Source organism: Bacillus sp. FSL P4-0248, assembly GCF_038593305.1.
GTDB classification, from domain to species: domain Bacteria; phylum Bacillota; class Bacilli; order Bacillales; family Bacillaceae; genus Bacillus; species Bacillus safensis.
On sequence record NZ_CP151983.1, the window covers coordinates 379,021 to 393,634 of the forward strand.

Below are 14,614 nucleotides of genomic sequence, written 5' to 3' on the forward strand. Positions count from 1 at the left end.
CTTATGAGCAAGCAGAAAATTCAAAAGGTATATCCTTTAACACCAATGCAAGAGGGCATGCTGTATCATGCCATGCTAGACCCTAATTCCTCCTCTTATTTCACACAGCTTGAGCTTGGAATAAGCGGAGATTTTGATCTCGATCTTTTTGAAAAGAGTCTCAATGAACTCGTACGGACATATGACATTCTGCGTACAGCCTTTGTCTATCAGCAATTACAAAAGCCTCGTCAGGTTGTACTGGCTGAACGTCATATAGATGTGTATAGAGAAGATCTATCTCATCTGAATCATCAAGAGCAGAAAAAGGTATTGGATCAATATAAAAAGCAAGTGAGAAAGCAAGGATTTCACTTAACGAATGATCTGTTGTTGAAAGTCGCTGTTTTTCAATTAAATGAAACAAACTGGCACCTGATTTGGAGCAACCATCACATTATTATGGATGGTTGGTCCATGGGTGTTTTGATGAAAAAACTGTTTCATTACTATGAATCTTATCGGAACGGCCGAACGCCGGATCGCTCACAAGGTAAGCCTTATGCGGACTATATCCAGTGGCTTGGAAAGCAAAACAAACAAGAAGCGGAAGACTATTGGACGGAGCGGCTGGATGGTGCTGTTCAGCACCAAGGGCTGCTGCAGCAAAAAGAAGCGAACGGACAATATGACCATCAGGAATGGACGTTTACATGGGACGCTCAAACCGTACAAGCCATTCAAGATGCGGCAAGACAATGCCAAGTGACAGCACCGAACCTTTTTCAGGCTGTCTGGTCCGTTCTTTTAGGCACCTATCATGCAGCAGATGATGTCACATTCGGAACAGTCGTATCAGGCAGACCTCCAAGTGTGTCTGGGATTGAGCGCATGGCAGGGCTGTTTATCAATACGATACCTGTTCGGGTGACATTGGATCAGGAGCAGACTTTCAAACAGCTGTTTCAAACGGTTCAACAGCATGCACTGGAAGCGGAAAACTATGACTTTATGCCGCTTTATGACATTCAGCAGAAAACGGCTGCTGGAGGAAAACTCTTTGATCATTTGGTTGGGTTTGAAAACTATCCTTTAGATCAGGAGCTGTCCGGTGACACCATGTCTGCACGTCTCGGTTTTGCCATTGATGTAAAGGACGGATTTGAACAAACGAATTTCGATCTCAACGTCCTTGTCTATCCTGGTGAAACGTGGACATTGAAATTCAAATACAATGCGATGGCTTTTGAAGAAAAGATCATTGAAAACATATCCAAACATCTGACCAACCTCATGAAGCAAATCATTCACAATCCTGACGTACGTCTTCATGAAGTGACATGTATTACAGAAGAAGAAAAGCAGCAGATTGAAGCATGGAACCAGACGGAGCGAGATTATCCGAAGCATCTGTCCATTCCTGAGCTGCTCGATGAACGTATCAAGGCGCAGCCTGACCATCCGGCATTAGTCGAAGGCGAGCGAACATTCACATACGAAGAGCTTGGACAGGAAATCCGTCGTTTAGCGAGCAGCCTTGTAGAAAACGGCGTTCAGCGGGGGGATGCTGTCGCGGTATATATGAACCGATCAGCAGATGCGGTGATCTCTATTTTAGCCATTTTACATGCAGGGGCTGCTTATGTACCGATTGATCCAGCTCAGCCTGAGGAGAGAATCCGTTGGATGCTTGAAGACAGCGGCGTATCCGTTTTGCTCTATGCTGACAGCCAGCCGCCAGTTGATGAAAGCATCAAAGCTGTTCATGTGACCGGCATGTCTCATCACTCACAAGCGGAGTTATCAGTCGAGACGTCTCCATCTCAATTGGCATATATCATGTTCACTTCGGGATCAACTGGACGGCCAAAAGGAGTTCAAATTGAGCATCAGCATATTGTGAGGTTAGCATGCTCTCAGGAAAAAATAGGGTTGAAAACGTCGGATCGTATGGCGCATACAGGAGCTGTCAGCTTTGATGCGATTACCCTTGAAATCTTCACTACGCTTCTGAATGGGGCGACGCTTTATCCTGTTGACCGTGATACTTTATTGGATATTCACCGATTTGAACAATTTATCCAAACACATCAGATCACAGCGCTCTTTTTAACGACTGGTTTATTTAATCAGCTCGCTCAGCAGCGGCCGCAAATGTTCAAAGGGTTAAAAACATTATTCACCGGCGGTGATGTGATCAATGTGAAAAGTGCGGAGCTTGTGAAAAAGCATCATCCATCAATTACCTTGCTGAATGTCTATGGCCCAACTGAAAATACAACCATTTCGACCATTTACGAAGTAAGAGGAGATGAAATGGGCCCGATCCCAATTGGTCAGCCGATCAATCATACGTCAGCTTATATTTTAGATGACTATCAAAGACTTCAGCCAATTGGAGCCCCAGGAGAGCTGTATGTGGGCGGAGATGGTGTTTCAAGAGGGTACATCAAACGTCCAGATTTGACTGATCAAGTATTCATGGCAGATCCTTTTAAGCCGTCAGGACGGATGTATCGAACGGGGGACTTGGCTAGATATGGTGCAGATGGTCAGATTGAATTCCTCGGCCGTGCCGATGATCAGGTGAAAATTCGTGGTTTCCGTATTGAGCTTGGTGAAATTGAATCAGTGCTTCACCAAGAAGTGGGCATAGATGAAGCAGTTGTACTTGTTCAGCAGCTTTCTTCAGATGAAAAGGAAATCATCGCTTACTTCACAGGGACACTGACAGAAGAAGAGGTAAGAGATGTATTCAATCAAAAACTGCCAGCTTATATGGTGCCGCACCATGTGATGAAGCTGGATACCTTTGCACTGACATCGAACGGGAAGGTAGATCGAAAAGCTTTACCAAAGCCTGACGAAGTGCATCGCGAGGAAATCAAAATCATTCTGCCTGAGACCGAGACAGAAAAGGCACTCGCTGACATTTGGGAGGAGCTTCTTGGGAAAACGATTGGGATAGACGAGCATTTCTTTATGGCTGGCGGGCACTCACTCAAGGCGATGATGATGTCTGCGAAGGTTCAAGAAGTGCTTCAAAAGGAAGTGCCGATTCAAGTGATTTTCGAGAAGCCGACGATTCGCTCATTAGCGGCTTACATCGATCAGGATGGTCAAGAAGAAGCCGGACATCCTATTTTGCCAGCAGAGCAGGCGGACGAATATCCGGTATCACCAGCCCAGCGCCGTTTATATATTTTGCAGACACTTGAACCTGACAGCACGAATTATCATATTCCGATCGTCTTAACGCTTGAAGGAACACTCGAATATCAGCGGCTCAAATCAGCATTTAATCAGTTAATCCAAACACATGAAATTTTAAGAACGAGCTTTCATATGAACGGGGAAGACATTGTCCAAAGGGTGCATGAATGGACTGAATTTGACCTTCCTGTTCATGACATCAAGGAAGAAGAGGCGGAGGCATTTCTTACAGAACGTCAATCGCCATTTGATTTAACAGCAGCACCCCTTTTGCGAGCTCAGCTGCTGAAAGTCAGTGAGAATCGTCATCTTCTCGCCTTAGAAGCACATCATCTCATTACAGATGGCAGCTCCATGAAGACATTCATTCAAGATTTGGCGAAGGCCTACGATGGGGAAGCTCTTGCTGAACGAGCCCTTCATTATAAAGATTACGCTGTCTGGCAGCTAAGTGAAGAAGAAACGGAGAAACAGAAGGAGCATGAAGCGTATTGGCTGAAGCAATTTGAAGGAGATTTACCGGTTTTAGAGCTGCCAACTGATTATCCTCGTCCAGCAGAACGTGATTTTACTGGAGAACGATTCATGTTTGGCTGTGATCAAGCAACGACTCAGCGCATTCATGAACTGCTTCAGAAAACCGATACGACCATGTATATGTTCTTGTTATCTGCCTTTCAAGTGCTTCTTGCCTCCTATAGCGGGCAGGAAGATATCATTGTGGGTTCGCCTGTTGCTGGACGGACACACCCTGATATCCAGGACATGCCGGGGATGTTTATCAACACCATTGCGATGCGCGGAAAACCAGAACAAACCAAAACATTTTTACAGCTGCTTGAAGAAATAAAAGAAACAAGTGTTGACGCTTTTGCACATCAAAGCTATCCGCTCGAAGAGTTAATTGCATATCTTCCATTAGACCGTGATACAACTCGGAGCCCGCTTTTTAGCGTGTCATTTAACATGCAGAACATGGAGGTACCGGCGCTAAAGCTCGGCGATCTGCACATTTCGCCTTATGCCATTCAGCATCACTCGGTCAAATTTGATCTATCTTTAGAAGCATTTGAACGCGAGGGAGCATTAAAGCTGAGCTTTGACTATGCAGCGGCGTTATTTAAAGAAGAGACCGTCCGCCGGTTCGGAACTCACTTCCTGGCGATTATTCGTGAGGCGGTTCGTCATCCAGAGGAACAGATCGGCTTGCTCCATATACTAGATCAGCATGAACAAATAGAGCGTCTGGAGAAAAAAACCGAAGGGCAGACGAATCGTCATGAGCCATTCCATGTCCAATTTTCGCGTCAGGCGAAGGAAACACCGGATGCTATCGCCGTCATGGATGATCAAAGAAAACTCACCTACCGCGAGCTTGAGGATATGTCATATGCACTTAGCTGTGAACTTAAAAAACGAGGCGTAGAGAAAGAACAGACTGTGGCACTGATTCTTGACCGCTCTGTCTATGTCATCGTCTCTATGCTCGGTGTGATGAAAGCAGGAGGAGCGTTTGTTCCGATTGATCCAGCCTTTCCGGCTGAACGAATCCGCTACACATTAGAGGATTCAGGTGCACAAGTCATCGTGACAAATGAGTCTCTATCAGATTCCTATCAAAATCATAAGTCGATTCAAGTGGTGCAGGTTGAACAAGCAGTGCATCAAAGCCATCCACTAGAATTGCCGGAAGTGTCGGTTGATCAGCTCGCTTATGTCATTTACACATCTGGGACAACGGGGAAGCCGAAGGGTGTACAGCTCACGCATCGTAATCTATCACACTATGTCAGCTGGCTGATAAATGAGGTGACATTGCAGGAATGTGATCGGACGGCACTGCTTTCTTCTTATGCATATGATCTTGGTTACACAAGCATTTTCCCTGTTTTAAAAGCAGGGGGGACACTCTATGTTCCTCGTGAAGACGTGTATACAGACCCTGTACGTCTGATGCGGTTGATTGATGAACAAGAGCTGACTTATATCAAAATGACACCATCCCTGTTTCATATGATGGCAGATTCTAAGGAACATTCATTTAATGCTTTACGCCTGGTGGTACTTGGAGGAGAACCGGTGATCCCTGAGGATGTTGAAACATTTATGATGCAGCATCCATGCGTAGCAGTCATGAACCATTACGGTCCGACTGAGACAACCATTGGTACAGTGACCAAGCTGATCACACCGCAAGAGCTGGACGCTTTGAAGGAACGATCTTTGATCGGACAGCCAATTGCTCACACAAGAGCGCTCGTATGCAATCAGCAGCAGCGGCTTGTCCCTTATGGCGCGCCGGGAGAGCTTTATATATCTGGAGAAGGCGTGTCGAGAGGATATTTGAATCAGCCTGAATTAACAGCAGAACGTTTTCTTGAAAATCCATATGATCCTCAAGAGAGAATGTATCGCACAGGGGATTTGGTCAGACAGCATGCAAATGGAGATATTGAGTTTCTTGGACGAGTCGACGATCAAGTGAAAATCCGCGGCTATCGCATTGAGAAACAGGAAATTGAGCATGCCGCACGTGCACTGGCATCTATTCAAGAAGTCTATGTAAAAGTCCTGCACCTGTCCGGGTTGCCGGAGCTTGCACTCTATTACACAGCGACTGAACACATTGGAACACTGACGTTTAGAGAAAATCTTGCGGAGACACTGCCGGATTATATGATTCCAACATACTTTGTGAAAGTCGATTACATTCCACTTACCCAAAACGGAAAGGTGGATGCGAAGTCTCTGCCGCTTCCGCATGAGGTGCATATGAACCGTACGGCGCATGTGGCACCAGAAACGGAACTTGAGCGGGCGCTGTGTGACATTTGGTCAGAAGTTCTTGGGGTTGAACAAATAGGTGTTCTTGACCACTTCTTTGAATTGGGAGGTCATTCCCTCAAGGGCATGGTGCTCATTTCGAAGGTGCAAGCAAAGCTGAACAAGCATGTGCCGCTCAAAGTCCTTTTTGAAAAACCGACCATACGGGCAATGGCAGCCTACTTGGAAGAAACGGATTCTTCGGTGGTGACATCCATTCAGCCGGCGGAAAAGCAAGATTTCTATCCCGTTTCTTCTGCTCAAAAACGGATGTATGTCCTGCAGCAGCTGCATCCAGAAGCAGTCACTTATCATATGCCAGCCGTTTTAATGATGGAAGGCAGTCTTGATGTAAAGCAGCTGGAAGCAGCGCTTCAAGCCTTGATCGACAGACATGAATCACTTCGGACAGCCTTTGTAGAAATTGACGGCGTACCCGTTCAAAAAGTCTATCGCCAAGTACCGTTTACATTAGAGGTTGATGAAATAGAGGGCGATCAGGAGCAGTCTGTCGTCGAGTCATTCATTACACCATTCTCATTACATCAAGCACCATTAATGAGGGCAAAAGTGGCGAAGCTTTCTGATGAGAAATATGTATTCATGATGGATATGCACCATATCATTGCAGATGGTGTCACACGCAGCCTGCTAATTCAAGAACTCGCAGAGCTGTATGAGAAAAAGACGTTACCGCCAGTTCAGCTGCATTACAAGGATTTTGCGGTATGGCAGCAGGAAGAAAAGCAGCAGGCGCTGCTTGAGAAACAGCGGCAGTATTGGCTGGAGCAATATGCACAGCCGCCGGAAGACTTAGCACTGCCCCTTGATTTTCCGCGTCCTCAAGTTCAGTCATTTGAAGGAGGGCGAGTCGATAGATGGTTGTCTGCTGAAAAGGTGCAGTCCATCAAAACGCTCATGGTGGAAAAAGGTGTGAGCTTGAACATGGTGATGCAAACGGCATTTGCCATTTTCCTTTCCAAGTTAACTGGGCAGACAGATATCGTCATAGGCGCTGTGACCGCAGGACGTACGCATGCTTCGATCGAACGGGTTCCAGGCATGTTTGTCAATACACTGGCTCTTCGAAACGAAGTGCAGCCAGAAGAAACGACAGCGCAGCTGCTTGAAAAAATGAAAGATCGCAGCCTGTCAGCCTATGAACATCAAGAATTCCCGTTTGAGGAATTGGTGGCTCAGTTAGATCTTCCGAAAGACACGAGCCGCAATCCATTGTTTAGTGTCATGCTGACAACAGATGACCGTGACCTGACGTTACCGAATTTGAATGGACTCAAGCTGTCGCAAAAGCAGCAAGATACCGTTCATGCAAAATTTGATATAACGCTCGGTGTATTTGAAGAAAATGACCAAGTGGGCTTGCGCTTTGAGTATGCGGCGGCCCTGTTTAAAAAGAGCACCATTCAGCGCTGGAGCATGTATATTGAAAAAATCATAGACGATATGCTGGCTAAGCTGAATCAGCCAATTTCAGCGCTATCTCTCATAACTGAAGAAGAAAAACGAGAGCTGATCAATGAATGGTCAGGACCAGACCTCAACGTTCCGTTAGATCAAACCGTTCATGCCCTGATTGAGGCTAAGGCACAAGAAGCGCCGCACCAAAAAGCAGCGGTCTTCTGCGGAACGAGCTGGACGTATAAAGAGCTGAACAGCCGGGCGAATGTAGTCGCTTCAAGACTCATCGCAAACGGCACAAAACCAGGCGACCGCGTCGGCATTCTCACCCGTCCGTCCCTTGATATGACGGCAGCTGTTCTTGGCGTTCTCAAGGCAGGTGTGGCATTCGTTCCAATTGATGCAGACTATCCAGCGCAGCGTATTGCCTACATGCTGGAAGACTGCGGGGCAGAGGTACTTCTAATGCAAAAAGGACTCACTGCACCACCTTCATTTACAGGTCATGTGTTGTTCATAGAAGATGCGGTAGAAGGAGAAGCTCACGAGATTCAGGTTCATGTGAGGCCAACAGATCTCGCTTATATGATTTACACGTCCGGGACGACAGGACAGCCGAAGGGTGTCATGGTCGAGCACCAGTCCCTTATGAATCTTGCATTTTGGCACAATGATGCGTTCCAAGTGACGAAAGACGATCGAACTGCGAAATATGCCGGCTTTGGCTTTGACGCTTCCATTTGGGAGATGTTCCCGACGTGGATCGCCGGCGCAGAGCTGCACATTATCGACGAAGCGATTCGCCTCGATATGATCAAGCTCAATGCTTATTTCAATGAAAAAGGCATCACCATTGCCTTCCTGCCGACCCAGCTATGCGAGCAGTTTATGTCAATGGACAACCATTCTCTGCGTTATTTACTAACAGGCGGAGATAAGCTGAAACAGGTAAAGCCTGTTCCATACAAACTCGTGAATAACTACGGTCCGACTGAAAATACAGTCGTAGCGACAAGCGGAGTCATCGATCCAGAACAAGGCACGATTCCGATTGGAACAGCGATTGCCAATACACGTTTTTACATCATGGGTTCTTTATACGACCTGTCGCCGCCAGGCGTACCCGGTGAGCTCGTCATTGCAGGAAAAGGACTGGCAAGAGGCTACTGGAATCTTCCGGAAGAAACCGACAAACGATTTGTCCCAGATCCATTTTATCCAGGCGAGCGCATGTACCGCACAGGCGATCTAGTGAAATGGACAGAGGATGGCGAGCTGATCTATCTCGGCAGAATAGACCATCAGGTCAATATCCGCGGTTTCCGTATTGAGCTGTCAGAAATTGAAGCGCAGCTTTTGACGCTGGATTCGGTGAAAGAAGCGGTCGTGACAACGGTCAAAGATGCGGGTGATCAGGACGCCCTTACCGCTTACGTGATCACGGAGAACGATACAGAGGACTTAAAAGAAAGCCTGAAACGCACACTGCCTGAATACATGGTGCCAGCATGGATCATAAAGCTAGACCGATTTCCAATGACGGCCAATGGAAAAGTCGATCTCAAAGCATTGCCAGCACCTGATATCGAAGCGAATCAAACGGTATACGAAGCACCAAGAGACGAAGTGGAAACACTGCTTTGCGGCATTTGGGAAGATGTCCTTGGCGTCAGCCAAGTCGGCATTCACGATCACTTCTTCTTCCTTGGCGGAGATTCCATTAAAGGCATCCAAATGGCAAGCAGACTCACGCAAGCGGGCTGGAAACTCGATATGAAACTTCTATTCCAGTACCCAACGATTGCGGAGCTGCGCCCATATATCGAGGAAGCTGATCAAATGACAGCTGACCAATCACCTGTCGAAGGAGAAGCCATTTTAACACCGATTCAACGCTGGTTCTTTCAACGAGCATTCAGCGATCAGCACCATTGGAATCTCTCGATGATGCTTCATGCACCAAATGGATTTGACCTTTCCATTACAGAACAAGTCATGAAAAAACTGCTTTCACATCATGATGCACTGCGTATGGTATACAAGCAGGAACATGGCGGCATCCTGCAATACAACCAGCGGGAGCTCATGGAACCGCTGGCGATTATTTCTCATGATGTCTCAAAAGAGCACGACGTGAAAAAGGCTATTTCCACATATTCCAATGAGTATCAGCGTCAGCTGAACCTCGAAACAGGTCCGTTAATGAAAGTGATTTGTTTCCATGCAGAAGATGGCGATCATTTACTCATCGTGACACACCATTTAGTCATTGACGGTGTCTCATGCCGGATTTTACTAGAGGACTTTATGTCTCTATATCAGCAGGCAGTTCAGGGACAAAAGCTTGTCCTGCCGCTGAAAACTCATTCCTTTAAAGAATGGGCAGAGGCCATTGAACGTTATGCACAGTCACAGCCTTTAAAAAGTCAGCAGGAGTATTGGGCAGAAATTGAAAGCAAACCATTAACCGCATTACCTGTTGATCATAAAGTGACAAAAAGAAAAGTTGCCGAAACCAAATCAGTTCAAATGCAGCTGACAGAAACAGAAACTGAGCGTCTTTTGACCGATATTCATCTGCCGTACACAACGGAAATGAACGATATTCTTTTATGTGCTCTCGGTCTTGCTGTTCAAGAGTGGACAGGTGAGTCCCATGTACATGTGCAGCTTGAAGGTCATGGTAGAGAGGATATTTTATCAGGGCTGGATGTCTCTCGCACAATTGGCTGGTTTACGAGTATGTATCCAGTTGTTCTTGAAGCGAAGCCGGATCAGACCATAGCTGATGCTATTAAAGGAACGAAAGAAATGCTGCGGCGTGTGCCAAATAAAGGAATCGGCTATGGGATCTTAAAATACATGACAGCCGCTGAACCGTCAGGGCAGCACGTACATCCTGAAATCAGCTTGAACTATCTTGGACAGATTGATCAGGAAGTGACGACAGAACTCTTTGGGCCGTCGACTTATGATATGGGACGACAAGCAAGCCCTGATTCGGAAGCTGTTTATAAGCTGAACCTTAGTGGTCTTGTTCAACAAAATCGATTCATTTTATCTTGTTCCTATTGTGCACGTGAATATGAAGAACAGACGATACAGCAGTTCATGGCATTGTTGAAGGGGAAAATTCAATCCATCATCACTCATTGCTTAGCGCAGCAAGAACGGGAATTTACGCCAAGTGACTTCTCTGCGGCTGACCTTGAAATGGATGAAATGGACGACATTTTTGACATGCTTGAGGAGAAATTGACTTAACAACACGAGATGAATCATAAAAAAGGAAGGGAGGATGAAATAGATGAGTCAATTTAAAAGGGATCAAGTTCAAGACATGTATTATCTGTCACCGATGCAAGAAGGAATGCTGTTTCATACCCTCCATCATCAAGAAAAGGGCTTTTATGTAGAGCAAATGGATATGAACGTTAAGGGCACACTGCGTTATGACTTACTTGAGAAAAGCATGAATATCATCGTGGAGCGGTACGATATTTTTCGTACCGTGTTTCTCCACGAAAAAGTAAAGCGCCCTGTCCAAGTTGTACTAAAAGAACGTCCTTTTACACTTGATGTTGTGGACTTGCAAGATCTTTCTGAAGACGAACAGCTTGAACGTATAGAGAAATTCAAACAACAGGATCAGCTGAGAGGATTTGACCTCTCGAAGGATTCTCTCATGCGGGCATCTGTTTTCCAAACGGGCCCTGCCAGCTATCGCTGGATATGGAGCTATCATCATATCCTTCTGGATGGCTGGTGCTTTGGACTTGTGGTGCAGGAGTTATTTGCGATTTATCATGCACTTTTACATGACGTCCCTTACAAGTTAGCGCCGGTCAAACCATATAAAGAATATATAAAGTGGCTGGAAAAACAAGATAAGCAAGCATCACTTCAATATTGGCAGCAATCATTAGCAGGGTTTGATGGACAATCGACCTTTAAAGAGCAGCGGAAACAGACGAATGAACATGAATTAGGCGAAATTGAGTGGTCCATGAGCAAAGAAGAAACGGCCGCTTTATCAGAGTTAGCGCTGCAGCAAAATGCGACGTTAAGCAGTGCGCTTCAATCAGTCTGGTCGGTTCTGCTGAGCAGGTATCAGCGGTCAAATGATGTGCTGTTTGGAACAGTTGTGTCAGGACGTCCGGCAGATTTGGCTGGTGTTGACAGGATGGTTGGATTGTTCATCAATGTCATCCCAAGAAGAATTCAGCTGACAGATCACATGACATTTCGTGCGCTCCTGTCAGAAACACAGCAGCAGTCTCTTGCAGCCGAGCCGCACCAATATATTCCGATTTATGATATTCAAGCAAAGACAGGCCAGCAGCAGCTCATTGATCATATTGTCGTGTTTGAAAATGTCCCAGCTGCAAAGAAGGACGAGCAAGAGGCACGGTTAGGGTTCACGGTGGAGGATATGAATGTCTATGAAAAATCAAACTATGATCTCAATCTGCTCGCATCGCCTGGAGAAGAATTACTATTGAAGCTTGCCTTTAACCAAAGAGCGTTTGATCCTCAATTTGTTCATAAGTTAAAGGAACAGCTCAGCCTATTGATCAATGAGGCGGTTAAGCATCCCGATCAATCGGTTCATACACTCCCATTCGTCACAAAACAGGAAAAACAGCTGATTCTTGAGGAATGGAATGCACCTGAGCTTGAGCATGACCAGCTGTATTTATCGAAATGGTTTGAGCATAATGTCCGCAAACAGCCAAATGCAGTGGCACTATCAGCAGAAGAGCAGACAATGACATATGCTGAGCTGAATGAACAGGCCAATCGATTGGCAAGGCATTTGCAAAAAAATGGAGCCGAACATCAAACGGTCATCGCCATTTTAGCCGATCGAACGCCTGAACTCATTGTCAGTCTGCTTGCTGTTTTAAAAGCAGGCGCAGCCTATGTGCCAATTGATCCTGATTATCCAGAAAGCCGCATTCAATACATGCTTAAAGACAGCGGAGCAACACATCTTCTGACTCACTCATCCTTTATTGGTCAGGCGAAGGGACTCGCGTTTGATGGCACGTATCTGTTTGCAGATGATCAGGAGATTTCACTAATGAGCTCAGAGAATCTGCCGCTGGAAGCAGGTTTACACGATACGGCATATATCATGTATACATCAGGCACAACAGGTCAGCCAAAAGGCATCATGACAACCCATTCCAATATTGCCCGGGTGGTCAAAAATACGAACTACTTAACCATTTCAGAAACAGATACACTGCTGTCGCTATCCAACAGCGTATTTGATGGCTTTACCTTTGATGTATATGGTGCGCTTTTAAACGGAGCAAAGCTTGTCCTGCCGAAAAAAGACACCATTTTAGATATGCACGAACTGACGGAGCTGATTAAAAGAGAAAGCATTTCTGTCATGTTTGTTCCAACTGCTTTATTTAATCTTCTTATTGATGAAGAAACTGATTGGATGCGCAGTGTGCGCAAGGTGCTGTTCGGAGGGGAACGTGCATCTGTACAGCATGTGAGAAAAGCCTTTGATGTCATGGGGAAAGGCAGACTAATCAATGTCTACGGCCCAACTGAATCAACGGTTTTCGCCACCTATTATCCTGTAGATGAAGCTCCGCCGATCGAAGCTTATTCTATTCCAATCGGAAAGCCGATTAACCAAACGGGTGCTTATATATTGAGCCAGCAAGGACAGCTTCAGCCGATTGGAATGGTCGGAGAACTTTGTCTCAGCGGCAAAGGACTTGCGAAGGGATATTTGAACCGTCCTGATCTGACAAAAGAAGCCTTTATCACACATCCATTTGCTGCGGGAGAAAGGCTGTATCGTACGGGTGATTTGGCTTATTTTCGAGCAGACGGTCTGATTGAGTATGCAGGCAGAGTGGACGATCAGGTGAAAATTCGCGGACACCGAATTGAGCTGACAGAAATTGAAGCCCACCTTCTCATGCATCCAGGCGTAAAGCAAGCTGCCCTTATAACGGATCAGCATGGCTCGTCGCAGCATACAAGACTGCTCGCCTATATGACGTGTGAGGATGAGTGGAAGGACAAAGTGGATGTGATCAAGTCAGGGCTGAAGGAGAAACTTCCGGCATACATGCAGCCTCATGAGCTGATCAGACTTGAGAAAATGCCGCTGACACCAAATGGAAAAGTTGATAAACGTCAGCTGCCAAAGCCAGAGGCGCCTCAAGGAAACCGCCATGTGAAGCTTCCGGCCAATGAGGTAGAACAAAAGCTGCTTGTCATGTGGCGTGAAGTGCTTGAACGAGATGATATCAGTACAGATGACCATTTCTTTGAGATTGGCGGACATTCTTTAAAAGCGATGTCGCTTTTATCAAAGGTGTCGAAGGAATTCGATGTTCAGGTGCCTATTCACTTGCTGTTTGAGACGCCGACAATTGAAGCCATCAGCCGTTATATTCAACAGCAGGATCATGAAGCTGCCGGCTATCTTGTATTCAATGAATCTCAAACTTCAACAGTCTTTGCTCTTCCGCCATTACCTGGCTACGGCTTTATCTATCAGGAAGCCGCCAAAACGCTTGATAGCGTTCGTTTGATCGCCTTTGACTTTATTGAAGCTGATCACCGCATGACGCAATACGTTCAGCATATTCAGCACCTTCAGCCTGAAGGACCGCTGACTTTGATGGGCTACTCTGGCGGCTGCTATCTGGCCTTTGAGCTCGTTCAATCGCTTGAACAAGCAGGACGGACGGTGGAAAAGGTCATTATGATCGATTCCTATAAGAAAATTGGAGAAAGTGATTTAGAAGGACGATCCATCGATGACGATATCGCAGCGATTGTCCATCAATCAAAGCAAAGTGAACTTGCCCAAGAAGAGCTTGTTCAAGAAGCGCTTGCTCAAAAAACGAGGGCCTATTATGAAACATTTGTTAAGGGGGTGAATCAAGGAAAGATACAAGCAGATATTGATTTCATCCAATCAGAAGAGCAAATTGAGATTCCAGATTGGATGGATCATTGGGAAGAAGCGACGACCGGTGCTTATCGCTATTATCAAGGCTACGGTGAGCACGCTGACATGTTCAAAAACAAAGAATGTGCAGCTCAAAATGCCCAGCTGATCCAAAAGATAATTAATCAAAAAAATAGAGAAGCCGTTTTGTAAACTTTAGTTCAGGCAGGGGTGCATATTGGCAGCCCT

The 14,614-nt window shown here is 45.9% G+C and carries 2 protein-coding genes; both read left to right on the plus strand.

Annotated features, from left to right (window positions below; genetic code table 11):
• Positions 1-3 precede the first annotated feature (3 nt).
• Complete coding sequence (locus tag NST65_RS01950) at positions 4-10,698, plus strand: amino acid adenylation domain-containing protein (RefSeq protein WP_342489266.1); 10,695 nt, start codon at positions 4-6, stop codon at positions 10,696-10,698.
• Positions 10,699-10,741: 43 nt separating this feature from the next.
• A complete protein-coding gene (locus tag NST65_RS01955) occupies positions 10,742-14,578 on the plus strand; it encodes an amino acid adenylation domain-containing protein (protein ID WP_342489267.1) in 3,837 nt (1,278 codons plus the stop codon).
• Positions 14,579-14,614: the final 36 nt, after the last annotated feature.